Source organism: Blautia hansenii (genome assembly GCF_013304445.1).
Classification (GTDB): domain Bacteria; phylum Bacillota; class Clostridia; order Lachnospirales; family Lachnospiraceae; genus Blautia.
Map to the genome: position 1 here is coordinate 1 of NZ_JAAITA010000007.1, position 26,773 is coordinate 26,773.

Sequence of the window (26,773 nt, forward strand, 5' to 3'; positions counted from 1 at the left end):
GAAGAGGAAGCAGTATCAATTTAATATAGCAATTATTTAATATTCGTTATACTAGATACTGAGCATCAAACGGAATTGGCCTATTTGCATGAACAGCTTATAGAGGGAGAACCAGTACAAGACAAGTCATGGAGATATGCAGAAGAATATCTGATGCAGTTAGGAATTTATAATGTGATATTAGTAGAAGAAAATGATGTTCGAAATTATAAAAGGTTTCTGCTTGAGGACAGGGACTGTACGATCAGGGCAGCAAATAGTATGACATCATTTCTCAGAAACAAAAAAGCATACTGGATCGAACAAGAATATGGTGATCTACTGGAAGAAATTCGGCAGTGCGAAGGCATCGAAATGCCATTGACGGGTAATATCAAAAATTTTCTTATTCGGGAAGGGATACACCATATCCGAGAAATCGATTATTCTATCCGAGAAAAATATGAACAGTATCTTATGAAGGAAAAGAAGCCAGAACAGGTACTTCGGTATTTAAAGACATTGGATCGAATCAAGCAATATCATATCAGACAGGAAATGAAACAATTTGCAAACATAAAAAAATTTTATTTGAAATACGAACAGCAGATCCTTTTCCTGCCATATCTGCCAGATCAGAAACTGGCTATGGAATTTGATAAGGTACGTGATAAGACAGAATTGGTATGGGACTTTAGTGTCAAGGCTTCAGAAAAGATGAAACAGCAGATTTTTCAACTACTCATACATATTCTTGAGAATGTAAAGGATCCAAAGGATCGGAGAGTACGATTCCTGCTTCCTATGCAGTGGATGTATCAATATTGCATCAAGCAAGGGATAGTAGATATAGAAACCATAGAACAGGAAGAGATTGAAAAATTAGAAGAGATAGTAAAGCAGAAGGTGGTTAACTATAAAAACTCCATGCAGATTGTGGATAACAGTCGAAAAATTCTCTTTATGAGTGGAAAGCAGATCCACTGGCATGCAAATGTATGGTACATGGAAAGATTCCACCTTGCGCCAGAAAGAGTGAATCCATGTAATCCGGTGAATAGGTTATCTTTTTACCAAGTAGAAAATTTAAACAATAGAAAGCTGCTACAGGAATATGCAAGATATCAGATAGGAATCACAGGTCTGACCATTGGAAATATTCGAAGCCAGCAAAACTATGTGAAAAAATTTCTAAAGTATTTAGGGCCTGACGTATGTGCTCTTGATGTAACTGAAAAACAGATAGGTGCATATTTTAAGGAAATCCAGCAACAAGAAATTCAAGCAGAAACTGTGAACCGGCAGATACTGGATATCACAAAATTCTATGAGTACCTAAAGATAAAAAAACATATTAAGGCAATTCCGTTTCACCCGGAGTACTATGAGCAGAAAGTATATCCTATACATCATGACAGGAGCGTTGATGAAGATATTTATATGGAAATACTTCACAAACTGAATTTATTTCCAGAAGAATTGCGGTTGATCTTCCTGCATCTATGGGCAACAGGGTTAAGGATCAGCGAAGTATGTACGCTAAAAGGAGATGCATACTACTGGGATGGAGAGGATGCCTGGATCAAAGTGTATCAGATCAAAATGAAGGCAGATAAAATGATTCCTGTTCCATTTATGCTGTATGAGGTTATGCAACAATACATAAAGAAAAATCATATTCATGCAAACGATTATGTTTTTCAAGCTGAACAGGGAGGAGCATATAGAATAGGTTCATTTGTAAAACGTTTTCGAACGCAATGTAAAAAACACAAAATAGCAGATTGTGAGTATGTATTTAAAACACATGATTACAGACATACGCTGGCAACCCAATTTTATGATGATGGTGTACCGATACAAACAATTCGTGATTACCTTGGACATGTAGCAGAAGAAATGACTAAACAGTATGTGGACTATATGCCTAAGAAGATTGAAAAAGCAAATGACAATTACTTTGATAAACCAGAAAATAATATTGCTTTGACAATCACACCAAAGAAGCGGAGATATAGACATGAAAAAGGATAGGATACATATTTACGAAATGGAAAGCTATAAGCATGCCTCAGAAGAACAAAGAAATTCTATGAGAATATGTAAGATCCGTTATTTTGATCTGGAAGGGCTACCATCTAAGGAAGTGAAAGAAATCTTAGAAGCCTTTATATGGGAACGGGGGAAGACTTTAGCATTATCGAGCCTTGCTACTGAACTAACCACCTATAACAATATACGGAAGTTTTTGATAGAGAAGAATATAACAGTATTGCAGAATGCTGGTCCAGAAAAGACGGTCAGAATTTTAAAGGGGTGGATGTTAGAAAAGGGATTGGCCTTGTCCAGCATGAAATACCGGGCTGCTTACGATATAACAGCCAGAGAAACACCAGCATTGGAAAGAAAACTGCGTCAGATTCTAAAATTTGCTGAAGTGAAAGATGAACGGGAAGAACAGGAAAAAGATATATGGGAGTTGGAGAAATTTGAATTTCCAATCAGAAGAAATCCCATAAAAAATGTGAAGACCCTTAACTTCACCGATATTTTACAGCCGGATATCAGAGAAGAGGTAAAAAGAACCATATTCTTACATTTAAAATATTCCGCACTTGGCACAATACATTCAGAGATGACTGCAGTAAAGAGATTTAGCCGCTTTTTAAATGTAAGAAAGCCAGAGCTGGAATCATTACAGGAATTGAGTCGAGAAGATATTGAAGACTATTTGATATACTTACAGACGGAGACAACCGAAAGAAAGAACTATCGTTCCGATCTGTATGGCTTAAAACGTGTGATTGAAGATGTGGGGAATATATATGAGAGAAGGCATCTTCTGCAACTTTTCTTAAATAATGATTTTCCAAGTACACCACGATATCAGTTTAAATTTTATTCAGATGCTACAATTAAGCGATTGAATTCCCACATTTTTAATATGGACGAGCAGATAGCCAGGGCATTGATCGTTCACCAGCTTTTGGGAACACGCATTTCCGATACGCTTACTTTAAGAATGGATTGTCTTAGAGAGAAAGAAGGGAGATATTTTGTCCGGATTGATCAAGTGAAATCCATTACTTATGAAAAGGCAGTTAGTAATGAGGTGGGGCGCTTGATTTTAAAAGCCATGGAATATACCAAAGAGCGTTACGGGGAAACAGAATATGTTTTTGTAAAAAAAGATGATCCCACGAAACCATATCAATATGGAATGATCCAGGCACAAGTTATGAGGATGATCCGGCAGAAAGATATACGGGATGATAATGGGGAACTGCTGAAATTCGGGACACATATTTTTAGACACTGTTATGGGAAAAAATTGACCGAGCTTCATATCGAGGATTGGATGATAGCAAGACTACTTGGACATAAAACATTACAGAGTGTCCACCACTACCGGAGAATCGGGAATAAAGTTATGGCTGATGAAACGAGAAAAACCAGAGAAAAAATGGACCTTATATTAATGGACATAATAAAAGGATGGGATGGATATGAATTATGAAAAGATGATAGCCGTGAATCGGATCGAAAGTGAGCAGAAAATTAAGCTGGCCACGATGGCTATAGAACAGTTGATAGAAAGGGGGGAATATCCATCGGTAACTCTGCTGGTGAAAAAAACTGGCTTATCAAGAGGGTTCTTTTATAAAAATCCAGAAGTGAGAAGCAGGTTGGATGCAGCCGTGCAATCGCCCAATGTATCATGTCGAAGAATTTGGAGTGAGAGTAAAGATTCAAAGAATGACAACACCGAGGCACTGCAGATGGATATCATGGAATATAAGGTCAGAAACCGAAGTTTGTCTCAGGAAAACGAGGAATTGCGAGGTCAGATAGAGGAACTTAAGGTTCAAGTGGAGAAACTAAAAAGCAGGATTAAAAAGAAAGAGCTTTCCATGCTGAAAAAATTATAATTAAAGGAAAAGGTATCTGATATGAAGTACGATAAGATTGTAGAGATAAGTAAAGAAAGATCAAGACAGAATACGGAAGTGGCACTTAGGGCAATAGAGGAAATGCTGAGAGAAGGGGAATGGATTACCGTTGCCGAGCTTGCCAAGAGAACAAAATTATCAAGAGCAAATTTTTATGTGAATAAAGACATTAGAAAGTCACTTGATGATGCTAGATACAGGCAACAGCGTATGTTAAAAATAAACTTTGACAGCGTGATGGAAATCGAAGATTTGCAACAAAAATTGCGAAAACTTAATTTGGAAATGGTGAAACTGAGAGTTGAAAATCAAGAACTACAAGTAATCAACCGGAATCTTCAGAAAGAAATATAAGTGAGGATGGACGGCATGAAATACGATAAAGTAGTTGAAATGAATCAGAAAATTGGTAAGCAAAATGCCCGTATCGTGGAAAAAGAGATTGAAAGAATGATAGAAAATGGTGAAAGAGTTACGGTAGCAGCATTACAAAGATATACTGGATTTTCAAATTCATTCTTTTACAAAAATAAACTTGTTCGTGAAATTTTGTATGAAGCAATTCGAAAGCAGAATCAGTGTTATAAAAATAACCTTACTTCGATGTGTACTCAACAAGAGATAGAAGAAAAGATGATAAAACAACAAAAACAAATTTTACAGCTGGAGTTAGAGAAGAGGAAGTTGCTTGAGGAGAATCAAAGGTTGAGAGAGGTGTGTGGGATTTTAGGAAAGGAGAAAAGAGAAAATGAAATACGACAAAATAGTCGCTATTAGTCAAGAAAAAAGTAAGGTTAAAGCTGAGATTGCAAAGCAAGAAATTCAAAATATGCTGGATAGAAAAGAAAAAGTGACAATGGCTGCACTGATAAGAAAAACAGGATTTTCTAAAACACTTTTTTACAGAAATATAGAAGTTAGGACAGCACTAGATAAGGCATATAGGGAACAAGGTGCGTGTTATAATCCGAAGCAGATTATTGTTGATAAAGTTATGGAAGAAAAGTTAAATACATTGAAGATTGCAGTTACCAAGCTTAAGAAGGAAAATATAAAATTAACATTACAAAATGAAGAACTTTTAAAAGAGATTGAAAGATTAAAATTGCAGCTAGAAAAGAAATAAACATATAAAAATAAAATAGAAAATTATGGACAATACGGTGGCTTGATTGGGAAATTAAGGTTGCCGTATTTCTTTATTTAATAGATAAAATGACCAAGGTGCATGCAGGAGGCTGTGGTTACGCCCAGTATCCATGCGGTTTCCAGAGATGGGGCTAGATTTATAGTTATATTAATCGGTCTTGTCATCATCTTTAAAGAGCAGCTCAATAGTCTGGTAAAAAATATTCTTTCAAAAATCACAAAACAAAGCAATAGTATATAAGGCGGTGAAGGCATGAAGCAAAAAGGAAGTATGACAATCGCCATGAGCCTGATGCTTCTGGCCTTTCTGCCCTTGATAGCGGTGACTATCCGTGCGTCGCAGACAGCCTGTGCCAGAGTACAGTCTGTCAATGGAATAGATACAGCTTTGTACTCTCTTTTTTCAGAATACGATAAGGAACTTCTGGAAACGTACAATCTGTTCTTTCTTGACGCCGGATATGGCACCGGAAAACTGGATATCGGACAGATGATTAGTCAGGCAGAGCATTATGCCAAGCCGGTATTATCTTCCGGCATGACAAGGTGCAGTATACAGGCTTGTGGGGCGGAGGGCTTTCGCCTTGCCTCAGACAGAAAAGGCAAAGCGGTAGAACAGCAGATAATTCGGTATATGAAAGGCAATCTTGGAGCTGCAGGTATAGAAAAATTAAAAGATAAATTGGAAGAAAACAGAACAATCCTCCAGCAGCAGGAGGAGATTCAGGCACAGGGCATGGAAGAAACAGTTCCGGAAAATGCTGCACCCATGGAAGGGATTTCAGCAGAAAACAATCCTCTGGAGATTATAAAAAGTTTGAAAAACAATGGATTTCTGGGATTGGTGCTGCCTGCAGATACCCAGGTGTCAGAAAAAGTGCAGCCGCTGGGGGAAGTTCTTTCTCACAGAACCATAGAAACCGGTCAGGGAGATTTTGCTCAGATGGATGTGAAAAGTTCTGTGACGGATAAACTGCTGATACAGGAGTATGTGTTGGAAAAGCTGGGTACTTTTACAGAACCGGGAAAGGAAGGTGCCCTGGATTATCAGGCAGAGTATGTACTAGGTGGAAAAGCAAGTGATAAAGAAAATTTATCCTATGTAGTAAACAGGCTTTTACTCATTCGGGAACCGGCCAATCTGGCATTTTTGTATACGGATGCGCAGAAGCGGGCAGAACTGGAGGCTTGTGCAGCAGCTTTGTCGTTTCTTCTTTTGATACCGGAAGGCATGGAACTGGTGCAGGGTGTGCTGGCAGCAGGCTGGGCTTATGTGGAAAGTTTGTCAGATGTGAGGATTCTGCTGTCTGGCGGAAAAGTGCCATTGATAAAGGATAGCACAGCCTGGAAGACACAGTTGGAAAATCTGAATCAAAATACTTCCATTACAGGTGGAAGAGGGCAGGATTATGAGGAGTATCTTCGCATTTTGTTTACATTTGCACCAAAGGAAAAGAGCCTTATGAGAACTATGGATATGATAGAACAAAATATATGTAAAACAGAAGGACGGGAAAACTTCCGCTTTGATGTTTGTGTGGATGCGGTTTCCTTATCTTTTCTGATAAAAGGTCCAAACAATATGACCTGGCAGGCAGACAGATTTTATACATATGATATGTAAAAGTAAGAAAGAAGGGCAGAGTATGGTGCGGATACGCAGACAGATGAAAATATGGAATGAGGAGGAACGGTTTCTTTGGCGTAAAGGGAGCATCACTGTAGAAAGTGCTTTTATTCTGCCTCTTTTCTTTTTTGCCATAACGATGATTGCCGGAATGTTGGATTTATATCATACAACTGTTCTGGTGCAGACGGCCTTGTGTGAAGGGGCAAAGGAATTGGGTATGTATGCCTATTGTATTTCCGGGGACAGGGAATCTCCGGTAGGTGTGGTGGATGACGGGATTTGTATGGCTTATGGAACCAGAAAAGTCAGAGAAGTGCTGAAAAAGGAATCGTTGCCTCAAATAGCAGGAGGTATACAGGGTATCAGTCTTTTGGGCTCTGCTTATGAAGGGGATATAGTTTCTTTAGAAGCTGTTTTTCTGTATCATATGCCAGCAGATATTTTCAGAAGTTTTCCGGTAAGGATAAAGGCGGAAGGAGCGGCAAGAGCCTGGGTCGGTTACAACGGAGAGAAATATGGAACAGGTAAAAGTGAAGAGATGGTGTATGTGACGGAATGGGAGAGTGTATATCATGAAAGTCAGTCCTGCAGCTATCTGCACCTTTCTCTGGAGCAGGTGTCCAGCGACCGTTTGGAAGAGAGAAAAAATCAGTATGGAGAATCTTATCATAAATGTGACAAGTGCTGGGGCGGAGAACCTGTCCGCGGAAATGTTTATATCACGGAAAGCGGAAGTCACTATCACAGCAGCAGTCAATGCAGTGGGCTTACCAGACATGTAAAACTTATAAAAAAATCGGAGTTAAAAAATCTGAAAGTATGTACCAGATGTGGAGGGGGACATTCATGATGGAAAAATGGATACTGCATATGCTTATGTTGGGGCTGTGCAGCGCAGAGGATTATAGAGAAAAGAAAATTTCCATGTGGAAATTTATATTATATGCAGGAATTGCAGTGGGGTATGGAATATGGGAGTACAGCACTGCAGATAGTCAAAGAAGCGTATGGATGGTACAAAGTGTTTTGGGCAGTCTTCCAGGTCTTCTCATGCTTTGTATGGGGAAATTATCTCAGGAAGCGGTGGGATACGGGGATGGACTTCTGGTACTTATTATGGGAGTATCTATAGGATTTTGGGAAACGATGGGAATTCTTTTTACTGCCAGTATAGGAGCCGGTGCTGCAGCATTGTACACATTGTTGAGGCACAAAGGCGGAAGAAAGAAACAGATAGCTTTTGCGCCTTTTTTATTCCTGGGAATGGCAGGTGGAAGAGTATGGCTGGGAATTTAAAAAACTTTAAGCTGAGAGGAAGCTGCACGGTAGAAATGGCTATGATAAGTGGTGTATGGCTGTTGGTGATTTTTGCATCCCTGCTCTTGGTTGTGGGAAGCATGGAAAAGATAATAAATACAGCGGATGGCGTGGAAGCTGCTGTGTATGGGAGTGGGAAAGCGGTTAGCAGGATTTATGACGGTGTGGGAGAGGCGAAAAGAAAAGGGCAGAGCACAGGAAAGGCATACCGTGTGTCCGGCAGTAAACGGGAAATTACGGTATCGGCGGAAAACAGACTGCAGATACCTTTTCAAAATTTGGAATGGAAGCAGTCAGAGGTGATAAAAAGTAAAGTAGTTCGTCCTGTATTGTTTATAGAAAAAGTACAGAGAGCCAGAAAAATACGGGATACTTTTGAAGGATAGGGAGAGGAGGCAAAGTACGTGGAGGTTTCCTATAAGAGAAGCATGAGTTGCAGCTATCTTGTTCTGCAGGAACCAGATGAAGAATTTCAGAATACATATCAAACCCACATTTTATTGGAAAACCAGATAGTAGGTCTCTGTTCCTGTAAGATACAAAAAATAGACGGAAAGGAATTTTTTTATTATGAAATTACAGGGGGTCAGACCTTGTGTAATTTATTTGAAAATAAAAAGTTTAAGAGAAAGGATTTGGAGGAATTGTTTTTGGCGGTTGTCCGGGTAATGGAAAATCTGGATGAGTATTTAATGAACAGAGATTTTCTGCTGCTGCATCCTTCTTATATATATCGAAATCTGGACAGTGGAGCATATCTTTTTATTTGGTTTCCCCAAGGCAGCAGGATGGCGGATCTGGAATTTCAGAATTTGACAGAATACATTCTTCCGCGCATTGACCATCAGGATGAGGCGGCTGTAACCCTGGGATACGGGGTATATAAAGAATCTGTAGAAAGCGGACTGCGGACAGAAACGTTAAAAACATATATTTATACGGAAGTTCAGGAAAAAAAGGACGAATGGCGGGAAAATCCTGTGTATGAGGAGGAAACTGAGAAAGAAAAGGAACGACAGAAAATTCTGGATGATTTTTATAATACAGAAGAAGAGGAGGAACAGGGGATTTCCTTGAGAGAAAAGGTTCTTGCCTGTACCGGAATGATTCTTTTGATCGTTTTGTTTCTGGCAATACGGAACTTTACAAATATATCTGTGGGATATCTTTGTCTTGGAGCAGTTGCGCTCCTGGCGGTAATAGGAGGGGGAGCAGCAGTATGGTATTTGCTTCGAAAAGGTGTACGGGTGGAAAAGAAAAAAAGTATATCTTCCTGGGAAGGGGAACCGGCAGAAGATGAAGCGGAGAAAATAGAAATGCCGCTGCAGGAAAAAGAAGAGCAGGAAGAAGTGGGAAAAACGGTGGTACTGCATGGGGAAAATGCCGCAGTGCCTTATCTGCAGCAGGATGATAATGAATTTGGCAGACAGTATTTCCTGCAGAAAGAAGTGAACGTAATAGGAAAGAAAAAAGATTGTGTGGATATATGGCTGAATGTTGCCACTATCAGCCGCATTCATGCAAAAATTGTAAGAAAGACGGAAGGGGATTTTCTTATTGACTTAAACTCCAGAAATGGAACTCTTTTAAACGGCAGATATATTAATCCGGAAGAGGAATATCTTTTGGAAGATAAAAGTATCATTGTTTTTGCAGAAAGCCGCTTTTGCTATTATTGCTCATAGTATACTTTGGTATATCTTGCATTGAGAAATAAAAAGTTCTATAATGTTAATACATTAATACTGCAAATGTTTATATAAAACGAAAAGGCGGAAAAAATGGAACAAAATAACAGATACAGGCAGCCGCCTGCGTCAGGGACAGGAGAAGAAATCCGGCAGTTTCTCCGACAAAGAAAAAGAGTGCCGGTTAATACGGGACTTATTATTCTTAATTTGTTGGTATTTCTGGGAGTGGAAGTAACCGGATCAGCGTTAGATACCAATCATATGCTCCGTTGGGGCGCTATGTATGCCCCTGATATTTTTCAGCAGGGAGAATATTATCGTCTGATAACTTCTATGTTTCTGCATTTTGGAATACAGCATTTGGGAAATAATATGCTGGTCCTTCTCTTTTTGGGAGATTGTCTGGAACGTAATGTAGGAAAAGTGCGATATTTTCTGGTCTATTTGCTGGGAGGATTTGGAGCCAACTGTCTTTCTTTATGGTTGGAACTGCAGAATGGAGAATATTTCGTTTCTGCAGGAGCGTCAGGTGCAGTATTTGCCGTTATTGGCGCACTCATCTATGTGGTGCTTATCAATAAAGGAAAAATTGAAAATTTTACGACAAGGCAGCTTTTGCTTATGGCAGCGCTGAGTCTCTACTTCGGTGTTACCAGTACAGGAGTAGACAACGCTGCTCATTTTGGAGGATTTATCTGTGGATTTTTCCTGGGACTGCTGCTTTATCGGAGACCACGAAAACGAGTCTTTTGAGGGGTGTCAGGCAACCGGAAGAAGAATTTCAAACTCGGTTCCCTTGTGAGGCATAGAGGTATAGGAAATGGTGCCGTTATGGGCCAGGACAATACGCTTGCATATGGCTAATCCAAGCCCGGTTCCCTCCTGCTTATGGGTGATGAACGGTTCAAAGAGAGTATTTCGATAGTCATCGGGAATACCTTCACCGGTATCTTTCACGGATATATGTACATTCTTTTCATCGGACTGTAAGGTGCAGATGATGGAGCCCTTTGTACTCATTGCCTCCATAGAATTTCGGAGCAGATTTAAAATGAGCTGCTGGATTTTGGTTTTGTCTGCATATACTAAGGGAATAGGGGAAACTATTTCCAGGGAGATACAGATATCCTGTTTTTGGCAGGCAGGTGTAACAGAAGTAACGATTTCACGAAACAAGGATGTAAGTTCTAATTTCTGCATACGAAGCTTTCCCGAATTATTGAAAGAGGGAAATTCGTCCAGCAGGGTTTTTAAAAAGTCCATATTTTCCATGATTTTATTCCAACAGTAGTCCTGGGAAATTTCCGGATGATGACTTTCCAAAAGCTGCAGAAAACTGTTTATCAGTGCTACCGGGTTTCTGATTTCATGAGAAATTTGTGATAAAGTGAATTGGTGCTGTGCCTGAAGTTCCTGATATAATGTTTTATAATCAGGAGTAGTATTTGGTGAAGACATAAAGTAAAAACCCCTTTCTTTTTTTCAATAGTAGTGTATCACCGATAATTTTAAATAGCAACGAATTTCATGTAACAAAAAAAGTCAAAATTCGACAAAAGAGGAGTAATAATATCCGTTCCAAATTCGGATATATTAGTGAAAGGAGATATAAAAATGAAGGACTGTATTTTTTGCAAAATTGCAAACGGAGAAATTCCATCTGCCACTTTGTATGAGGATGAGGAGTTCAGAGTGATTCTGGACTTGGGGCCGGCCAATAAAGGTCATGCGCTTATCTTGCCCAAAGCTCATTATGAAAACTTATATGAATTACCGGATGAAACTGCAGGACATGCTATGATTCTTGCAAAAAAAGTAATTACGAAAATGAAGGAGGTTGTGGACTGCGACGGTTATAATGTGGTGCAGAACAATGGAGAAGCAGCGGGGCAGACTGTATTCCATTTTCATATGCACCTGATTCCCCGGTACAAGGGAGATAACGCAGGAATTACATGGAACGCAGGCACTTTAACTTCGGAAGATAGAGACGATATCTTGGCGAAGTTTTCTATGAAATAAAGTTGGATATACTGAGATGACAGAGGAAAAATTTCACGAAATCTATCATCAATATTATCAGCTGGTGAAAAAAGTTGTATATAACGTACTGCGGGATGAAGGCTTTTCGGAAGATGTTTGCCAGGAGGTATTTCTCGCTTTCTTGGATAAAGCGGATACCATGGAAGCGAAGTATTATAAACAGTGGCTGTTGGTAAACGGAAAAAGGAAGGCAATAGATTTTTGCAGGAAGTCGTATCAGGTACATGAAACAACAGCAGTACCTTCACAAGATGAAAATGGACTTCGGATAGAAAATGTTCCTTGGATTTCCGACAGAAATGGCATGTACAAGTCTGCGGAAGATGAGGTGACTCGTAGAATGGCATTGAACGAGCTTACAGGGAGACTATTTGAAGATTTGGCAAAAAAGAACAGCACCTGGTACGAAATTGTTATGCGAATGAATGTGGAAGGAGAAAGTGCAGAAGAAACAGCCCGTTCTCTTGGCATCTCTATAGAAAGTCTGAGAGCCAAGAGACACAGGATAAAAGTTTGGATAAACAAATATTACAGAGAACAATTTGAAAATCTCTAGATTATTTGTTCACTGCATTCTCAAATAATTGAACAATCTGCTCGATAGAGTTCTGTTGTTTGCTGGAAGACATGGCCATCATATAAGTTTCGCGGTTTTCATATAAATCGCGAACAGCGTCTAAAAGAGCTTCGTTTGTAAGTTCTTCTTCTTCCAGAACTTTACTGTAACCCAGATGTTCAAAGGAACGTGCATTTAGAATCTGGTCTCCGCGGCTTGCGCGGGCAGAAAGCGGAATCAAAAGATTTGGTTTATTCAATGCGCTGAGCTCGCAGATGGCGTTGGCGCCTGCGCGGGAAATTACAAGATCAGCCAGAGCGAATAAATCGGCCAGTTCTTTTTTGATGTATTCATATTGTACATATCCTTTGGTCTCTTTTAGGGATTCGTCCAGTTTGCCTTTTCCGCAAAGGTGAACAATCTGGAAATCTTTCAAAAGTTCAGGAAGGACAGTCCGTACAGCGTCATTGACAGCAGCGGCCCCTAGACTTCCTCCGATAATCATAATCACTGGTTTATCAGAGGTCAGTCCCGTGAATTTCCTTGCACGGTCAGGGTTTCCGGACAATAATTCCTGGCGGATAGGCGTACCGGTAAGGACAGCCTTGGAAGCCGGAAGGTGCTCTACAGTTTCAGGAAAATTACAGCAGACTTTGGTTGCAAAAGGAATGGAAAGTTTATTAGCAAGTCCCGGTGTCATGTCCGATTCATGAATAAAAGTAGGGATTTTTTTCCTGCTTGCGGCAATTACCACAGGGACAGTTACAAATCCCCCTTTGGAAAATACAACATCGGGTTTTAATTGTTTCATAAGTTTTTTTGCTTCAAGGAAACCTTTCATAACTTTGAACGGGTCAGTGAAGTTCTTTACATCAAAATAACGTCTCAGCTTACCTGAGGAAATGCCATAATAGGGAATTCCCAGTTCTTCGATGAGCTTTTTTTCGATTCCTTCATAAGAACCGATATAAGAAATTTGATATCCCAGTTCTTTTAAACGTGGAATCATAGCTATATTCGGGGTAACGTGTCCGGCAGTACCTCCACCGGTAAGTACGATATGTTTCATGGTGTGCCTCCTGATTGGTTCATAATAGTAACTATAAGATAATATGATACACTTGTCAGGAAAAGTCAAGGAAAGATAGGAGTTTCATGGGTAAATTAAAAGAAAATAAAAACGATAAAATATCTTCTTTACCCCGGGAATTAAGTGATGAGGAGTTTAACCAGTGGATTCATGGACGATTTCTGGAAGAGGCTGCAGATATTGAAAAAGAACTGGACAGTATTCCTGATTCCGAAGACTGGAAGCCGACAGAAGAAAAGTTCCAGCGGTTGATGAGCAAAGCCAGAGAGCAGGGATTTTTTACAGAGGCGGACAATTCTGCAAGCAATGTAAATGTAGATGATAGAGAAAAAAGTACAAAAGAAGAAAAATTAAGAGAAGAAAAACTGAATATGGAAAAGAAGAAAGACAGGAATGTCTACAGGAAAGAAAAAGGATATTGGAGAAGGAGAGTGATGAAATATGCGGCTTATGCGGCTGTGACGTTGATTGGAATTTTCGGCGTCAGCATGAGCAGCGAAGCGAACAGAACTTATGTTATGCAGGAAGTGAATAGGTTAGTTGGGAATGATGTGAGTACAAAAGTTAATAATAGCGATGTTGTTCAGTCTAATAGGACAGAGGCGGAAGCGTTTAAAAATATTGAGGATACTTTTGGTATAACATTGCCACAGTTGTTTTACAAACCTAGCGGATTGAAATACGAAATTTGTAGTATTGATGCGGAAGCTCAAATAGCTATTTTTCAATATAATTATAATGGTGAACTCATAAGCTGGTTGATTTACGCTAGTGATAAGCAATCAAGTAAGCTTTCATCAGGTGATAGTGGAAGGTATGTAGACAGTATCGTTAGTACTTTGACGCCAAATCTTGAGGTGAAGTTGTGGGAAATAGAAGAAAATGATGAGAAAAATACATATATGCTACAATGGAAATATAAAAATGTCTATTATGAGGTATTAGGGAAAATAAGTGTGGAAGAGATGAAAAAAATAGCTGAAAAAATTATGTATTAAGGAAAAGGAGTAAAAATGAAAAGAGTAAAAAAAATAGTAGCACTATTGACTATGGTATTAGTTATGACTAATATTAGTATGAAAGCAGATGTCGTGCAAGCAAAAAGTATAGATGATTCTAAATTGCTTGAAACTCCTAGTTCAACCGTTTCACTTGAAGGCATTACAAGGGGAAAGTTATTAAATAGAGGAACTGCTAGTGTGACAAATAATGGTGGAGGTAGTGTCAATGTATATGGAGCAGTTATAGGAAGTGTTGTTTGTGATAAAATGATTTTAGAGTTAACTTTACAGAGATATTCAAATGGTTCTTGGATAAATGTGAAGTCGTTTTCTAATACTGCATATAATACTTCATTATTAACAAAGAGTTATAATGTATCGGTAACAAAAGGATATTATTATCGAGTAAAGGCAGCATGTGTAGCGCAAAAGAATGGTGCTTCAGAAAGTCAAATGCCGGTTACTGATGGTATTTTAATTAACTAATGGACTTTGTATTTTTAGAGAAATCCACACCCTCTTCGCAAACTGTCTATTAATTCACAACAATTTTAAAACTCAGCTTATTTCTTTCTAAAAACTTAATAAATTTCTGTCAAAACCCTCTTTGTTGGGGTATAATGAGTATAGCAATATTCATTTTACCACAAAGGGGGTTTTCTTATGAGACTGACTTTTATAGGGGCTGCTCATGAGGTGACGGGAAGTTGTTATTACCTGGAAGCAGCGGGGAAGAAATTTATTGTTGACTGTGGTATGGAACAGGGGCCGGACCAGTATGAAAATCAGGATATTCCGGTAGCGTTTTCAGACTTGGATTTTGCACTGCTGACCCATGCGCATATTGACCACTCCGGTGATTTTCCTCTGGCTTATGCAAGAGGATTCAGGGGACCGATTTATGCAACGGCAGCGACCTGTGATTTGTGTGACATTATGCTTCGTGACAGTGCACATATTCAGATGTTTGAGGCAGAGTGGAGAAACCGAAAAGCCAGAAGAAACGGGCAGCCGGAATTTGTGCCGGCCTACACCATGGAAGATGCGTTAGGGGTGATTCAACAGTTCGTTCCATGCAATTACAGTACCGAGATTCAACTGGCAGAGGGAATTAAAGTGCGGTTTACAGATGCCGGGCATTTGCTTGGTTCTTCCAGCATTGAACTTTGGATTCAGGAAGAGGATGAAGAACGGAAACTGGTATTTTCCGGAGATATTGGAAATACAGAACAGCCTTTGATTAAAGACCCGGAATATCTGGAAAGTGCGGATTATGTGATTATGGAATCCACTTATGGAGACAGAAGTCATGGAGAAAAGCCGGATTATGTCAATGAACTGGTAAACATCTTGAGGAAAACGTTTGCAAGAGGCGGAAATGTAGTGATTCCTTCTTTTGCAGTAGGCAGAACGCAGGAAATGCTATACTTTTTCAGGAAAATCAAAGAAGATAACCTGCTCCCGGAGTACGCGGGATTTGAGGTTTATGTAGACAGTCCGCTGGCTGTTCAGGCTACCAGTATTTTTAAGGACCACTACAAAGAGTGTTATGACGAAGAAGCGATGGAGTTAATCAATAAGGGCATCAACCCTATAACATTTCCGGGCTTGAAGCTGTCCATTACCAGTGACGAATCCAGAGCCATTAACTTTAATGAACATCCTAAAGTCATTTTGTCTGCCAGTGGTATGTGTGATGCCGGACGTATCAAACATCACCTGAAACATAATCTCTGGAGACGGGAATCTACGATTTTATTTGTGGGATATCAGGCTATTAATACCCTGGGAAGGGCATTGGTAGAAGGGGCAAAGGATGTCCGTCTTTTTGGAGAAGATATTCATGTCAACGCAGAAATTGTCCGTTTGCCCGGCATCAGCGGTCATGCAGATAATGAAGGATTAATGAAATGGGCGGCGTCTTTTCAAGAGAAACCGCAGAGAGTGTTTGTGGCTCATGGAGATGACCAGGTATGTGACATTTTTGCACAGCGTCTGGAAAACGAACTGGGATATTCGGCTATGGCGCCTTACAGCGGAACGGAAGTAGACTTACTGACCAATGAGATTGTGAAGGAAACCGTGGGTGTTGTGGTAACGCATGCACGGGAGAAAGCCAAAACCAGGAAAGCAGCAGGAGTATTTGCCAGACTTGTGGCAGCAGGGCAGAGGCTTATGGCAGTTATTCGTCACAATGAAGGAGGAAGCAACAAGGATTTGGCGAAATTTGCCGACCAGATTAATACGCTTTGTGATAAATGGGATAGATGAGAAATATAGAGGGCAGCTGCATAAAATAACAGAAAGCAACTACCCTCTTTGTGACTGTTTTTTGGAAAAGATTTAGAAATCTGTCTGTTTTTCCAGTCCGTGAAGCCAGTCCGATTTTACAAAATACAGGATAAAGGCAATGGAGCTTAAAGTCCAGGTGAGGGGATAAGCCCAGAAGATGACTCTTATATCGGGAATAAATTTCACGGCAACGGAAATATAGGTTACGCGGATAATGCACCAGCACACCAGCATAACAAACATGGGAACAGTAGACTTTCCCGCACCTCGCAGAATTCCCGCCATACAGTGGGAAAAGGCAAGGAGAAAATAAAACAGTGTGACCACATGAGCCTGGGCTACACCGTAAGAAACCACCTGCGGTGTAGCGTTAAAGGCAGCAATAAAGTAAGGGGAGAAAAAGTAAATCAGCACACCTACCAGTTCTGCAATGCTGATAGAGCAGATGACGCCAAATACGGCGCCTTTTTTTGCCCGCTGGTATTCTTTTGCCCCAAGATTCTGGCTGATAAAAGTTGTTAAAGCCATGGCAAAGCAGGTAATGGGGAGAAAGCCGAATCCCTCAATCTTAGAATAAGAACCGCAGCCGGCCACGGCCATTTGTCCGAATTTGTTAATGTTGGACTGTACCACTACATTTGCCAGAGAAATGATAGAGTTCTGCAGCCCCGCAGGAAGACCATTGCTGATAATCTGTTTTAACATGAGCCAGTCTATGCGAATATTGGAAAGATGTACCCGGTATTCCCGGGGACTTTTCAAAAGCTGGCGCAGGCAGAGGAAAGCGCTGATAAACTGGGAAATAATCGTTGCCAGAGCAGCCGCGCCCACACCGAAATGAAAACCTGCCACCAGAACCAAATCCAGTACAATATTAATAATAGAAGAAATAATCAAATAAATCAGGGGGTGCTTGCTGTCGCCCACAGACTGTAAAATTCCCACCAGAAAATTGTACATGACAAAGGCCAGTGAGCCGCAGAAGTAAATGCGGAAGTAGGTCACCGAGTTTGGCAGTACGTCAGCCGGTGTTCCCATAAGCACCAGAATCTGAGGAGCGGCCAGAACACCTACGACCGTCAGCAAAAGACCGGATACAATGCCCAGAGCCACAATGGTATGTATGGCTCTCTGCACCATATCAAATTTTTTTGCACCGAAATATTTTGCTACCACGACTCCGGCGCCGATGGCGATACCGTTAAAGAATCCCACCATAAGAAAAATCAGGTTTCCGGAAGAACTGACCGCAGCCAGAGCGCTGCTTCCCAGGAAATTTCCTACAATCAGCGAATCCGCAGTGTTATAAAGCTGCTGAAACAGATTTCCGAAGAAAAGGGGAATGGCAAAGGCGATAATTCTTTTCCAGATAGGCCCGTTTGTCATAAGTGTAGCAGAAGAATTTTTATTCATAATTGTGAAGCCTCCGTTTTGATACTATAATATAGTATAAGAGCAGGAATGAAGAAAAGCAAGATTCAAACATCATAAGGAGAGCATATTCATGTTGATATCAGATTTACATATACATTCCCGGTTTTCCAGAGCCACCAGCAAGGAAAGTGACCTGGAGCATCTGGACCTTTGGGCCAGAAAAAAGGGGATTCACATTATCGGAACCGGAGATTTTACCCATCCCGTCTGGAGAGAAGAACTGAAAGAGAAGCTGGAACCAGCAGAAGAAGGGCTTTACAGGCTGAAAAAGGAATACCGGATACAGGATGAAAATACGCCGGACACCATAGATCCGCGATTTGTATTGTCCGGAGAAATCAGTTCTATCTACAAAAAGAAGGATAAGGTGCGAAAAGTACACAGCCTGCTTCTGCTTCCCGGGCTGGAAGCGGCGGACATGCTGTCTGCCAGATTGGAATTGATTGGAAATATTCACTCCGACGGGCGGCCCATTCTGGGTCTGGACTGCAGAGACCTTCTGGAAATTATGCTGGAAACCACGCCGGAGGGGATTTATGTACCGGCACACATCTGGACTCCGCATTTTGCCATGTTTGGAGCCTTTTCCGGTTTTGATTCCGTAGAGGAATGTTTTGGAGATTTGACGCCCTTTGTCCACGCGGTGGAAACCGGCTTGTCTTCTGACCCGCCTATGAACTGGAGAGTTTCTGGCCTGGATAACTATCAGCTGATTTCCAATTCTGATGCCCATTCTCCCGGTAAGCTGGGACGTGAGGCAAATCTGCTGGAAATAGAACCTTCTTATGCGAATTTGAAAAAAGCCATAGAAACAGGAGAAGGTTTATACGGAACCATTGAATTTTTCCCGGAGGAGGGAAAGTACCATTATGACGGACATCGAAAATGTCATCTCTGTCTGACTCCTGACCAGACAAAGGCTTATGGTGGAAAATGCCCCGTGTGCGGAAAAAAGATTACCATAGGTGTGGAACATCGGGTAGAAGTTCTTGCAGACCGTTCGGAAGGTTATTGGGACAGCAGCAGGAAACCTTTTGAGAATCTTATGCCTCTTCCGGAAGTCATTGCTGAGGCAATGGGATATTCTTCTCCTGGTGTAAAAGTGCAGAAAGAATTTCATCATATGCTCAGAACCCTGGGAACGGAATTTGAGATTCTCAGGAATGTTCCAATGGAGGATATCCAGAGTGCGGCAGGTACGAGGATTGCAGAAGGTATCAGCCGTCTGAGACGGGGGCAGGTGGAGCGTCACCCCGGCTTTGACGGAGAATACGGTACCATCCGCTTGTTTTAGAAGCATAAACTTGAAATGAGGCTGTTTGATTTTCTTTGAGATAATGGAATAAAGGAGAGAAAGAGACATGAAAAAACGGGAATGGACGAAGGTTTTTCTCATCTTATATGGTGTGTTGGCAGCAGCGGGAGTCACGGTTCTTTTCCTTTGCAAAAGCAGGGGGTATCCGTGCAGGCAAATGGCTTCCGCTTTTGGCTATCTTTTGCTGTGTCTGGCAGGGATTTATATAGGGGGTCTGGGTATCAGCAATCTGATTCGGTATAAGGTACGGTATCCGGATAAAAGTATTGCAGGCGGTTTTACGCTGCTGCTTTTTTACGGCATTGCGGCCGTGACGGCTTTGGGATTTACCATTCCCGGAAAAGCAGAGCTGCAGAATCTTCGGACAGAGATTTCCAATGCGGTGCTCTTGGCCGGAGAGGGCAGGAGTTTCACACAGGAAGAAGAGAAACCGAAAGAAGAGCCGAAGCAGGCGGTGCCTTATGAAAAGGTGGAAGATGCCTATGGGAAATTATATGAGGAGGTGCTTTCCATGTATTATCCCTCCTGCACAATGCAGTACAATGCAAAAGGGAATTTTTATGCCACGATGGAGGAAGGAATCGAGACGTACCAGGGAACCGCAGACGTTCCTTATGAGGTAACCGTGGTGTATGACAGGGTTTCTGACGACGGACAGAGCCATATGTTTATTCAGTACAAAATTTACAGTACCTCGGAAGGAACGGTTACGGATTTCGGGCTTCGCTATTATGTGAATATGTACACCGGTGAAGTTCGGGCAGAAGAGGTTCCATGGGGAAATTAGGCAAAAAGATACCGCAGAATGTACCGGGCGGTATCATTCTGCGGCAGCTATTACTGTGCCATTGCTTCTTCCAGCGCTCTGGCCAGCTGATCCGGACATGAAGTGCCTCTGCCGTTACAGTCTGTTCCTTTTAATCTGGTGATGACATCGTCTACTTTCATGCCTTTTACAAGGCTTGCGATTCCCTGGGTGTTGCCATTGCAGCCACCGTTAAATTTTACGGATTTTACCGTATCGTTTTCTATTTCAAATTCAATAGAGCGTGAACATACGCCTTTTGTTTTGTATACAGCCATGCTGATGTCCTCCTTTGTTTTCTTTCAAAAGTTTCCAAAAGCATTATAGCATGGCTGTTTTGAAAGGTAAAGGAAAGTGTAGCCAAAAAAAGAAAAACAGTGTACAATAAGGACATTATGAAATCCAGAAGATGAGGTAAAAGACATGAACAAAATTGGAATTATCGGAGCCATGGAAGAAGAAGTGGCGATTTTAAAAGACAAGATGACAGAAGTTTCCGTATTGGAAAGAGCAGGCATGGAGTTTTTCAGCGGAAAGTTAAGCGGACATGAGGTTGTAGTAGTTCGTTCCGGAATCGGAAAAGTCAATGCGGGTATCTGCACACAGATTCTGGCAGATAAATTTGAAGTGGAAGCAGTTATTAACACAGGTATTGCAGGTTCTCTGAAAGCAGAAATTAACATCGGGGATATTGTATTATCCACAGATACCATGCAGCATGATGTAGACGCAAGAGAATTTGGCTATGCCATCGGTCAGGTTCCGCGTATGGATACCCTGGCTTTCCAGGCAGATGAAGGACTTCGGAAACTGGCTGCAGAAGTATGCCGCAGAGTGAACCCGGAGATTCAGGTGTTTGAAGGAAGAGTGGCAAGCGGGGACCAGTTTGTGGCTGACCGTGAGACAAAAGAAAACATTATTCAGAATACAGAGGGCTTCTGTACAGAAATGGAAGGAGCAGCCATTGGGCAGGCCGCTTATTTAAACAAAATTCCATATCTGGTTATCCGCGCGATTTCGGATAAGGCAGACGACAGCGCGCATATGGATTATCCGGCTTTTGAAAAAGAAGCCATCCGCCACACGGTAAACCTGGTGGAAAATATGATGAAAGAACTGTAAAAAACAGGAGAGATGTCGCAGACACTATGGATTTGTCGACCGATTTTTGTTTTCAAACAGGAGAGGGTGCTATATAATAGTTTCATAGACAAGGGGGATATGGCGTTAAGTATGCAATGGGAAGCTTTTCGATTGCGGCTTAAAGCAAAGTCCCATGTCAGAAAAAGCAGGAAAAACCTGCTGAGAAAGAGGAGGAACTATGGAGCACCTGATTTTCTATTTTGGTGCCTGCCTTATGGGACTGGCAAGTTTCGTAAGTATGCTGGCGGTTTACAACAGTAACAAAAGAGTATTGGGAGATTTGAAAAATCCGTCGGAGACAAAAGATAAATGGTTAAGCGGCTTTGTACAGGAGTATCAGAAGCTGGCAAAAGACAATATAGAGATACATAACCCTTCTGTTTATGTAACGAAACGAATGAGAGGACGAAAGATAGCACTATGGAATATGCGCCAGATAAAGGGCATTTCCTGGGGAACTTTTATCCTCTCTTTTTTATTGATGGGAGTGGAGATTCTGCTTTTGCGGCAGCAGGGCGGCAAAGCGGACCAGTTTTTGGTTCTGGGAAGGGAACTGCCATTGATGAGTGTGGCGGTCTTTACGGGAATCGGCATGGGAATTGTCCTGCTTCTTTGCAGACTTTTGATTGGTACGGGCTATCAGGAGGAGGAACTGGAAACCAATCTTCTGGATTATGTGGAAAACTGCCGAAGTGGGACTGCAAAAATTATCTCTATGGAAAATGCCAGAACTTCCGGAAGCAGGGAAAACCGGGGCAGCAGAAAAAAGGAAAACCAGACAGGAGAGAAGAAAGAAAAAGCGGCCCGGCAGATAGAACAGGGAATCATGGAGGCTGCAGCCACAGACAGCCGTTACAGCCATCTGCTCAGTAAAGAGGAAGAGGAGATTGTAAAAGATGTGGTGAAAGAATTTCTAACTTGATAAACTATTATGAACCTGCTAAACTAAAGAAGAAATCTAAAAGTCAAAGGAGAAGAGAAAATGGGAAATAAAGTTACATTTGACTATTCAAAGGCAGCAAACGTTGTGGGCGCTGAAGAAGTAGCAGCAATGGAAAAAATGGTGGAGACAGCCAAAGAAGTGCTGGTATCCAGAACAGGACTTGGAAACGATTTTCTGGGGTGGATTGACCTTCCTGTAAATTATGATAAGGAAGAGTTTGACAGAATAAAAAAAGCAGCGGACAAAATTCAGAAGGATTCCGACGTACTTCTGGTAATCGGTATCGGCGGTTCCTATCTGGGAGCAAGAGCGGCCATTGACTTTCTGAATCATCCATTTTATAACAATCTGAGCAAAGAAAACCGTAAGACACCGGAAATTTATTATGTAGGAAACAACATCAGCGGTGCCTATGTAAAAGGACTGGCAGAGGTAATCGGCGACAGAGACTTCTCCATTAACGTAATTTCAAAATCCGGAACAACGACAGAACCGGCTATTGCCTTCCGTGTTTTCAAAGAAATGATGGAAGAAAAATACGGCAAAGAAGAGGCAGCAAAGAGAATTTACGCAACTACAGATAAAGAGAAGGGTGCATTGAAAACCCTTGCAACAGAAGAAGGCTATGAAACCTTCGTAGTGCCGGACGATGTTGGCGGACGTTTCTCTGTACTGACAGCGGTAGGTCTTCTGCCAATCGCAGTCAGCGGCGTATCCATTGACAAATTAATGGAAGGCGCAGCGTCCGGAAGAGAACTGGCTTTGCAGGCTCCATATGCAGAAAACGACGCTCTGCAGTATGCAGCAGTGCGCAACATTCTTCACAGCAAAGGAAAATCCGTGGAAATTCTGGCGGATTATGAACCGACTCTGCACTATGTAGCAGAATGGTGGAAACAGCTTTACGGAGAAAGTGAAGGAAAGGACCAGAAAGGTATTTATCCGGCGTCTGTAGACTTTACCACAGACCTGCATTCTCTGGGACAGTTTATCCAGGACGGTTCCAGAATTATGTTTGAGACAGTTCTGGCTATTGAAGAACCGAAAGAAGATGTTGTAATCAAAGCAGCAGAAAACGATTTGGACGGACTGAACTATCTGGCAGGCAAAGGTATGGACTTTGTAAATAAGAGCGCTATGAACGGAACCATTCTGGCGCACACAGACGGAAATACACCAAACCTTATGGTGAAAATTCCGGAGCAGAACGAATTCTATCTGGGACAGCTGTTTTATTTCTTTGAATTTGCATGCGGCGTCAGCGGATACCTTACCGGGGTAAATCCATTTAACCAGCCGGGTGTGGAAAGCTACAAGAAAAACATGTTCGCACTTCTTGGAAAACCGGGATACGAAGAGCAGAGAGAAGAATTGCTGAAAAGATTATAATAGAAAAGAGCAGAACATCGCCGTATGTGGGACAAGCCCTGTGCGGCGGTGTTCTTTTTGTGTTGAACCCTGCCCGGTCTGCATATATTCTATAGACAAGGGGAATTTTTCGGAGAAGTTATGCGGAGAAAGTGGCTGAAAAGAATCATGGCGCTGTGTATGCTCTGCGCCATATATATGCTGGGCAGGGAAGGGGCTGTGCTGGTGGATAAAACAGCGGAAAACAGCAAAGGCGTGATAGTCATTGACAGCGGACACGGGGGCATTGACCCCGGCGTAGTGGGAATCGGAAATCTGGAGGAGAAAGAGGTCAACTTAAAAATTGCCGGATACCTGGCAGAATATCTGGAAAAAGAAGGCTATGAAACCGTGCTCACCCGGAAAACGGACGCAGGGCTTTATGAGGAAAACAGCCGGAATAAAAAAGTGCAGGATATGCAGAAGCGCTGTGCCATTATAAAAGAAACAAAGCCGATTCTTACGGTGAGCATTCACCAGAACAGCTATCCGGATTCGTCGGTGTGCGGGCCTCAGGTATTTTACTATACCAATTCGGTGCAAGGCTCTAAGCTGGCAAACTGTATTCAGGGTGAGTTAAACACACAGTTGGAGGTAAGCAAGCCCAGAACCGAGAAGGCGAACCAGACCTATTATCTTTTAAAACGCAGCGAGGGAATTTTAAACATTGTAGAAACGGGATTTCTGACAAATCCCAGGGAAGCAGAACTTCTGGGAACGGAAAAGTACCAGAAAAAGTGCGCAAAAGCCATTTGCGACGGAATTTTAAATTTTCTAAAAACGGTAGAAAAGGACGCATAAAGTGTGTTATGATAGGAGAGCGTAAGAGAAACGAAACTTATGAAGGAAGAAGAGGGTGCGGATTGAATACAAGAGTAGTCAGGGTAGATAAAGACAACCCGGACAAAACAGTGCTTCAGGAAGTAGGAGAAGTTATAAAAAAGGGCGGTCTGGCTGCGTTTCCCACGGAAACCGTGTACGGTCTGGGCGGTGACGGACTGAATGCAGGTTCTTCACAGAAAATTTATGCCGCAAAGGGCAGGCCTTCCGACAATCCGCTGATTATACATATCGCGGATATGGAAAGTCTGGCGCAGATTACAGAGGACGTACCGGAAAAAGCAAAAAAACTGGCAGAAAAATTCTGGCCAGGGCCTCTGACCATGATTTTCAAAAAGAGTGACCGTGTACCTTATGAAACTACGGGAGGCTTGGAAAGTGTAGCTGTGCGTATGCCCAGTCACCAGACTGCGTTGGCGCTCATTCGGGCAGGCGGCGGTTTTATCGCAGCCCCCAGTGCCAATACCTCCGGACGGCCCAGCCCTACCAGCGCGGCTCATGTGGCTGAGGATTTGACCGGGAAGATAGAGGTGATTGTAGACGGCGGTGAAGTAGGTATCGGGCTGGAATCCACTATTGTGGATTTTACAGAGGAAGTGCCGGTGATTCTGCGTCCCGGTTACATCAACCAGTCCATGATAGAAGAAGTGATTGGTCCGGTTCGCATGGACAGAGGGCTTCTGATTACGGATGAGAAGGTGAAGCCCAAGGCGCCTGGCATGAAATACCGTCATTATGCGCCAAACGCCGAACTGACCATTGTGCAGGGAAGCACAGAAAAAGTGGTGCAGTATATTAATGAGCAGTGTCTTGCGCTGCAGGCTCAGGGAAAGAGAACCGGGGTTATCGGTACAGATGAAACCCGGAAATTCTATCAGGGAACTGTGGTGAAAAGCATTGGCACCAGACAGGATGAAGAGGGAATCGCAAGGCATCTTTTCGGTATTTTAAGAGCGTTTGATGAAGAGAAGGCGGACTGTATTTTTTCGGAATCTTTTGATACCCCCCGTATGGGACAGGCCATTATGAACAGGCTGTTAAAGGCAGCGGGACATCATATTATTTATCTTTAAGGAGGAAAAACATGATAGCATTAGGGTGTGACCACGGCGGTTACGAACTGAAACAGGAGATTATCAAGTATCTGGAAGAGCACCATTTGCCCTATAAGGATTTTGGGTGCGACAGTACAGAAGCAGTGGATTATCCTGTGTATGCAAGAAAAGTAGGAAAAGCCATTCAGGACGGAGCGTGCGATAAGGGAATCCTCATCTGTGGCACCGGAATCGGTATTTCCATTGCAGCAAATAAAATGAAGGGTATCCGTGCGGCGCTTTGTACAGACTGCTTCTGTGCAGAGGCAACCAGAGAGCATAATGATGCCAATGTACTGGCTTTGGGCGGCAGAGTGGTAGGCCCGGGGCTTGCGGTGAAAATCGTAGATACCTTTTTAAATACAGAATTCTCTCATGCAGAGAGACACCAAAAGAGAATTGACCTGATTGAAGAATAAGAAAGAAAACCAACGAGATACTAAACACAAAGGAGAAGAAAAATGGCAAAAACATTAGTTATGGAACATCCGCTGATTCAGCATAAGATTGGAATTATCCGCAGAAAGTCTACAAGCTCAAAAGAATTCCGGGAACTGGTCAGCGAAGTTGCCATGTTCATGGCTTATGAAGCAACCAGAGAATTAAAACTTGCAGATGTGGAAATTGAAACGCCCATTACGAAAACTACCGTAAAAGAACTGGCAGGAAAGAAAATGGCAGTTGTGCCCATTCTCCGTGCAGGTCTTGGTATGGTAGAAGGTATGCTGACCATGGTTCCGGCTGCAAAGGTAGGTCATATCGGACTTTACAGAGACCCGGAAACTTTAAAACCAGTGGAATACTACTGTAAACTCCCGGCTGACTGCGGGGAAAGAGAAGTCTTTGTCACAGACCCTATGCTGGCAACCGGCGGTTCCGCTGTGGCAGCGATTACCATGCTGAAGGAAAAAGGCGTAAAGAACATTCACTTTATGTGTATTCTGGCAGCGCCGGAAGGTGTAAAAGCTCTTTCTGAAGCACATCCGGACGTCGATATTTACATCGGTGCGCTGGATGACCACTTAAATGACCACGGCTACATTGTACCGGGTCTGGGAGACGCAGGAGACCGTATTTTCGGAACCAAGTAAGAG

Annotated in this window: 29 protein-coding genes and 2 pseudogenes; 27 read left to right on the top strand and 4 right to left on the bottom strand. The window is 42.0% G+C overall.

Annotation, left to right across the window (positions count from 1 at the left end):
* Positions 1-84 precede the first annotated feature (84 nt).
* From G5A70_RS07145 to G5A70_RS07205, 13 genes and pseudogenes are all read left to right on the top strand, one after another.
* A complete protein-coding gene (locus G5A70_RS07145) occupies positions 85-2,013 on the top strand; it encodes a tyrosine-type recombinase/integrase (RefSeq protein WP_226853548.1) in 1,929 nt (642 codons plus the stop codon).
* On the top strand, positions 2,000-3,496 hold the full coding sequence (locus G5A70_RS07150; RefSeq protein WP_004613099.1) for a tyrosine-type recombinase/integrase: 1,497 nt from the start codon (positions 2,000-2,002) through the stop codon (positions 3,494-3,496). The genes G5A70_RS07145 and G5A70_RS07150 overlap by 14 nt, the downstream gene beginning before the upstream one ends.
* On the top strand, positions 3,486-3,908 hold the full coding sequence (locus tag G5A70_RS07155) for a DUF6262 family protein (protein WP_118724014.1): 423 nt from the start codon (positions 3,486-3,488) through the stop codon (positions 3,906-3,908). Before G5A70_RS07150 ends, G5A70_RS07155 begins: the two co-directional genes overlap by 11 nt.
* Before the next feature lie 21 nt (positions 3,909-3,929).
* A complete protein-coding gene (locus tag G5A70_RS07160) occupies positions 3,930-4,283 on the top strand; it encodes a DUF6262 family protein (RefSeq protein WP_004613097.1) in 354 nt (117 codons plus the stop codon).
* Between the two features lie 15 nt (positions 4,284-4,298).
* Positions 4,299-4,706: a DUF6262 family protein gene (locus tag G5A70_RS07165; RefSeq protein ID WP_009244225.1), complete on the top strand. Its 408-nt coding sequence runs from the start codon at positions 4,299-4,301 to the stop codon at positions 4,704-4,706.
* Positions 4,678-5,055: a DUF6262 family protein gene (locus G5A70_RS07170; protein WP_009244224.1), complete on the top strand. Its 378-nt coding sequence runs from the start codon at positions 4,678-4,680 to the stop codon at positions 5,053-5,055. The genes G5A70_RS07165 and G5A70_RS07170 overlap by 29 nt, the downstream gene beginning before the upstream one ends.
* A 162-nt stretch (positions 5,056-5,217) precedes the next feature.
* Positions 5,218-5,319 (top strand): annotated as a pseudogene (locus G5A70_RS16115) (Flp1 family type IVb pilin); the annotation flags it as partial.
* Between the two features lie 12 nt (positions 5,320-5,331).
* A complete protein-coding gene (locus tag G5A70_RS07180) occupies positions 5,332-6,702 on the top strand; it encodes a DUF5702 domain-containing protein (protein WP_173748981.1) in 1,371 nt (456 codons plus the stop codon).
* Complete coding sequence (locus G5A70_RS07185) at positions 6,692-7,558, top strand: TadE/TadG family type IV pilus assembly protein (protein ID WP_226853550.1); 867 nt, start codon at positions 6,692-6,694, stop codon at positions 7,556-7,558. The genes G5A70_RS07180 and G5A70_RS07185 overlap by 11 nt, the downstream gene beginning before the upstream one ends.
* Positions 7,555-8,004 carry a prepilin peptidase gene (locus G5A70_RS07190; RefSeq protein ID WP_173748982.1) on the top strand — a complete coding sequence of 150 codons (450 nt, stop codon included), beginning with the start codon at positions 7,555-7,557 and terminating at the stop codon, positions 8,002-8,004. The genes G5A70_RS07185 and G5A70_RS07190 overlap by 4 nt, the downstream gene beginning before the upstream one ends.
* A complete protein-coding gene (locus tag G5A70_RS07195) occupies positions 7,989-8,411 on the top strand; it encodes a hypothetical protein (protein ID WP_226853552.1) in 423 nt (140 codons plus the stop codon). Before G5A70_RS07190 ends, G5A70_RS07195 begins: the two co-directional genes overlap by 16 nt.
* Positions 8,412-8,429: 18 nt before the next feature.
* Positions 8,430-9,710 (top strand): DUF6382 domain-containing protein, encoded by a 1,281-nt coding sequence (locus tag G5A70_RS07200; RefSeq protein ID WP_173748983.1) that lies wholly within the window; start codon positions 8,430-8,432, stop codon positions 9,708-9,710.
* Positions 9,711-9,806: 96 nt separating this feature from the next.
* The gene (locus G5A70_RS07205; protein ID WP_173748984.1) at positions 9,807-10,469 is read left to right on the top strand and encodes a rhomboid family intramembrane serine protease; all 663 of its coding nucleotides are present in this window, start codon (positions 9,807-9,809) and stop codon (positions 10,467-10,469) included.
* Positions 10,470-10,475: 6 nt separating this feature from the next.
* On the opposite strand, the gene G5A70_RS07210 is transcribed toward G5A70_RS07205, so the two are convergent.
* Positions 10,476-11,174 carry an ATP-binding protein gene (locus tag G5A70_RS07210; RefSeq protein WP_173748985.1) on the bottom strand — a complete coding sequence of 233 codons (699 nt, stop codon included), beginning with the start codon at positions 11,172-11,174 and terminating at the stop codon, positions 10,476-10,478.
* A gap of 156 nt (positions 11,175-11,330) precedes the next feature.
* On the opposite strand from G5A70_RS07210, the gene G5A70_RS07215 reads away from it, so the two are divergent.
* Both G5A70_RS07215 and G5A70_RS07220 read left to right on the top strand, forming a co-directional pair.
* Positions 11,331-11,738 (top strand): HIT family protein, encoded by a 408-nt coding sequence (locus G5A70_RS07215; protein WP_173748986.1) that lies wholly within the window; start codon positions 11,331-11,333, stop codon positions 11,736-11,738.
* A gap of 16 nt (positions 11,739-11,754) precedes the next feature.
* Positions 11,755-12,315 carry an RNA polymerase sigma factor gene (locus tag G5A70_RS07220; protein WP_173748987.1) on the top strand — a complete coding sequence of 187 codons (561 nt, stop codon included), beginning with the start codon at positions 11,755-11,757 and terminating at the stop codon, positions 12,313-12,315.
* A 1-nt stretch (position 12,316) separates the two neighbouring features.
* On the opposite strand, the gene G5A70_RS07225 is transcribed toward G5A70_RS07220, so the two are convergent.
* Complete coding sequence (locus G5A70_RS07225; RefSeq protein ID WP_173748988.1) at positions 12,317-13,384, bottom strand: undecaprenyldiphospho-muramoylpentapeptide beta-N-acetylglucosaminyltransferase; 1,068 nt, start codon at positions 13,382-13,384, stop codon at positions 12,317-12,319.
* Positions 13,385-13,470: 86 nt separating this feature from the next.
* Here G5A70_RS07225 and G5A70_RS07230 point away from each other — a divergent pair, with 86 nt between their 5' ends.
* The 3 genes from G5A70_RS07230 (at position 13,471) to G5A70_RS07240 (ending at position 16,677) form a co-directional block, all read left to right on the top strand.
* Positions 13,471-14,403 (top strand): DUF4367 domain-containing protein, encoded by a 933-nt coding sequence (locus G5A70_RS07230; RefSeq protein WP_173748989.1) that lies wholly within the window; start codon positions 13,471-13,473, stop codon positions 14,401-14,403.
* Between the two features lie 15 nt (positions 14,404-14,418).
* Positions 14,419-14,892 (top strand): DUF6147 family protein, encoded by a 474-nt coding sequence (locus G5A70_RS07235; RefSeq protein WP_173748990.1) that lies wholly within the window; start codon positions 14,419-14,421, stop codon positions 14,890-14,892.
* A 177-nt stretch (positions 14,893-15,069) separates the two neighbouring features.
* Positions 15,070-16,677, top strand: coding sequence for an MBL fold metallo-hydrolase RNA specificity domain-containing protein (locus G5A70_RS07240; RefSeq protein ID WP_173748991.1), 1,608 nt, complete (start codon positions 15,070-15,072; stop codon positions 16,675-16,677).
* A 72-nt stretch (positions 16,678-16,749) separates the two neighbouring features.
* Here G5A70_RS07240 and G5A70_RS07245 read toward each other — a convergent pair whose 3' ends face one another.
* A complete protein-coding gene (locus tag G5A70_RS07245) occupies positions 16,750-18,111 on the bottom strand; it encodes an MATE family efflux transporter (protein ID WP_173748992.1) in 1,362 nt (453 codons plus the stop codon).
* 91 nt (positions 18,112-18,202) lie between these two features.
* On the opposite strand from G5A70_RS07245, the pseudogene G5A70_RS07250 reads away from it, so the two are divergent.
* Positions 18,203-19,423: pseudogene (locus G5A70_RS07250) on the top strand (endonuclease Q family protein); the annotation flags it as partial.
* 70 nt (positions 19,424-19,493) lie between these two features.
* Positions 19,494-20,234, top strand: coding sequence for a hypothetical protein (locus G5A70_RS07255; RefSeq protein ID WP_173748994.1), 741 nt, complete (start codon positions 19,494-19,496; stop codon positions 20,232-20,234).
* Between the two features lie 50 nt (positions 20,235-20,284).
* Here G5A70_RS07255 and G5A70_RS07260 read toward each other — a convergent pair whose 3' ends face one another.
* On the bottom strand, positions 20,285-20,530 hold the full coding sequence (locus G5A70_RS07260; RefSeq protein WP_173748995.1) for a TIGR03905 family TSCPD domain-containing protein: 246 nt from the start codon (positions 20,528-20,530) through the stop codon (positions 20,285-20,287).
* Positions 20,531-20,675: 145 nt separating this feature from the next.
* Between G5A70_RS07260 and G5A70_RS07265 the strand changes: the two genes are divergently transcribed.
* The 7 genes from G5A70_RS07265 to upp all read left to right on the top strand — a co-directional run bounded on the left by G5A70_RS07265 (position 20,676) and on the right by upp (position 26,770).
* Complete coding sequence (locus G5A70_RS07265; protein WP_173748996.1) at positions 20,676-21,374, top strand: 5'-methylthioadenosine/adenosylhomocysteine nucleosidase; 699 nt, start codon at positions 20,676-20,678, stop codon at positions 21,372-21,374.
* Positions 21,375-21,573: 199 nt separating this feature from the next.
* On the top strand, positions 21,574-22,317 hold the full coding sequence (locus G5A70_RS07270; protein ID WP_173748997.1) for a hypothetical protein: 744 nt from the start codon (positions 21,574-21,576) through the stop codon (positions 22,315-22,317).
* Positions 22,318-22,377: 60 nt separating this feature from the next.
* Positions 22,378-23,727 carry a glucose-6-phosphate isomerase gene (locus G5A70_RS07275; protein WP_173748998.1) on the top strand — a complete coding sequence of 450 codons (1,350 nt, stop codon included), beginning with the start codon at positions 22,378-22,380 and terminating at the stop codon, positions 23,725-23,727.
* Positions 23,728-23,847: 120 nt separating this feature from the next.
* Positions 23,848-24,546 (top strand): N-acetylmuramoyl-L-alanine amidase, encoded by a 699-nt coding sequence (locus G5A70_RS07280; protein WP_173748999.1) that lies wholly within the window; start codon positions 23,848-23,850, stop codon positions 24,544-24,546.
* Positions 24,547-24,608: 62 nt separating this feature from the next.
* Positions 24,609-25,658 carry an L-threonylcarbamoyladenylate synthase gene (locus tag G5A70_RS07285; RefSeq protein ID WP_173749000.1) on the top strand — a complete coding sequence of 350 codons (1,050 nt, stop codon included), beginning with the start codon at positions 24,609-24,611 and terminating at the stop codon, positions 25,656-25,658.
* Positions 25,659-25,669: 11 nt separating this feature from the next.
* Entirely contained in the window at positions 25,670-26,098 is a 429-nt protein-coding gene (rpiB, locus tag G5A70_RS07290) for a ribose 5-phosphate isomerase B (RefSeq protein ID WP_173749001.1), read from the top strand.
* Positions 26,099-26,140: 42 nt separating this feature from the next.
* The gene (upp, locus tag G5A70_RS07295) at positions 26,141-26,770 is read left to right on the top strand and encodes a uracil phosphoribosyltransferase (protein ID WP_173749002.1); all 630 of its coding nucleotides are present in this window, start codon (positions 26,141-26,143) and stop codon (positions 26,768-26,770) included.
* The last annotated feature ends 3 nt before the right edge of the window (positions 26,771-26,773 follow it).

Excerpts from the sequence above, each read along its gene's own strand:
- G5A70_RS07150 (WP_004613099.1), top strand. The coding sequence starts at position 2,000 with ATGAAAAAGGATAGGATACATATTTACGAAATGGAAAGCTATAAGCAT.
- G5A70_RS07155 (WP_118724014.1), top strand. The coding sequence starts at position 3,486 with ATGAATTATGAAAAGATGATAGCCGTGAATCGGATCGAAAGTGAGCAG.
- G5A70_RS07160 (WP_004613097.1), top strand. The coding sequence starts at position 3,930 with ATGAAGTACGATAAGATTGTAGAGATAAGTAAAGAAAGATCAAGACAG.
- G5A70_RS07165 (WP_009244225.1), top strand. The coding sequence starts at position 4,299 with ATGAAATACGATAAAGTAGTTGAAATGAATCAGAAAATTGGTAAGCAA.
- G5A70_RS07170 (WP_009244224.1), top strand. The coding sequence starts at position 4,678 with ATGAAATACGACAAAATAGTCGCTATTAGTCAAGAAAAAAGTAAGGTT.
- G5A70_RS07180 (WP_173748981.1), top strand. The coding sequence starts at position 5,332 with ATGAAGCAAAAAGGAAGTATGACAATCGCCATGAGCCTGATGCTTCTG.
- G5A70_RS07185 (WP_226853550.1), top strand. The coding sequence starts at position 6,692 with ATGATATGTAAAAGTAAGAAAGAAGGGCAGAGTATGGTGCGGATACGC.
- G5A70_RS07190 (WP_173748982.1), top strand. The coding sequence starts at position 7,555 with ATGATGGAAAAATGGATACTGCATATGCTTATGTTGGGGCTGTGCAGC.
- G5A70_RS07195 (WP_226853552.1), top strand. The coding sequence starts at position 7,989 with ATGGCTGGGAATTTAAAAAACTTTAAGCTGAGAGGAAGCTGCACGGTA.
- G5A70_RS07205 (WP_173748984.1), top strand. The coding sequence starts at position 9,807 with ATGGAACAAAATAACAGATACAGGCAGCCGCCTGCGTCAGGGACAGGA.
- G5A70_RS07210 (WP_173748985.1), bottom strand. The coding sequence starts at position 11,174 with ATGTCTTCACCAAATACTACTCCTGATTATAAAACATTATATCAGGAA.
- G5A70_RS07215 (WP_173748986.1), top strand. The coding sequence starts at position 11,331 with ATGAAGGACTGTATTTTTTGCAAAATTGCAAACGGAGAAATTCCATCT.
- G5A70_RS07220 (WP_173748987.1), top strand. The coding sequence starts at position 11,755 with ATGACAGAGGAAAAATTTCACGAAATCTATCATCAATATTATCAGCTG.
- G5A70_RS07225 (WP_173748988.1), bottom strand. The coding sequence starts at position 13,384 with ATGAAACATATCGTACTTACCGGTGGAGGTACTGCCGGACACGTTACC.
- G5A70_RS07230 (WP_173748989.1), top strand. The coding sequence starts at position 13,471 with ATGGGTAAATTAAAAGAAAATAAAAACGATAAAATATCTTCTTTACCC.
- G5A70_RS07235 (WP_173748990.1), top strand. The coding sequence starts at position 14,419 with ATGAAAAGAGTAAAAAAAATAGTAGCACTATTGACTATGGTATTAGTT.
- G5A70_RS07240 (WP_173748991.1), top strand. The coding sequence starts at position 15,070 with ATGAGACTGACTTTTATAGGGGCTGCTCATGAGGTGACGGGAAGTTGT.
- G5A70_RS07245 (WP_173748992.1), bottom strand. The coding sequence starts at position 18,111 with ATGAATAAAAATTCTTCTGCTACACTTATGACAAACGGGCCTATCTGG.
- G5A70_RS07255 (WP_173748994.1), top strand. The coding sequence starts at position 19,494 with ATGAAAAAACGGGAATGGACGAAGGTTTTTCTCATCTTATATGGTGTG.
- G5A70_RS07260 (WP_173748995.1), bottom strand. The coding sequence starts at position 20,530 with ATGGCTGTATACAAAACAAAAGGCGTATGTTCACGCTCTATTGAATTT.
- G5A70_RS07265 (WP_173748996.1), top strand. The coding sequence starts at position 20,676 with ATGAACAAAATTGGAATTATCGGAGCCATGGAAGAAGAAGTGGCGATT.
- G5A70_RS07270 (WP_173748997.1), top strand. The coding sequence starts at position 21,574 with ATGGAGCACCTGATTTTCTATTTTGGTGCCTGCCTTATGGGACTGGCA.
- G5A70_RS07275 (WP_173748998.1), top strand. The coding sequence starts at position 22,378 with ATGGGAAATAAAGTTACATTTGACTATTCAAAGGCAGCAAACGTTGTG.
- G5A70_RS07280 (WP_173748999.1), top strand. The coding sequence starts at position 23,848 with ATGCGGAGAAAGTGGCTGAAAAGAATCATGGCGCTGTGTATGCTCTGC.
- rpiB (WP_173749001.1), top strand. The coding sequence starts at position 25,670 with ATGATAGCATTAGGGTGTGACCACGGCGGTTACGAACTGAAACAGGAG.
- upp (WP_173749002.1), top strand. The coding sequence starts at position 26,141 with ATGGCAAAAACATTAGTTATGGAACATCCGCTGATTCAGCATAAGATT.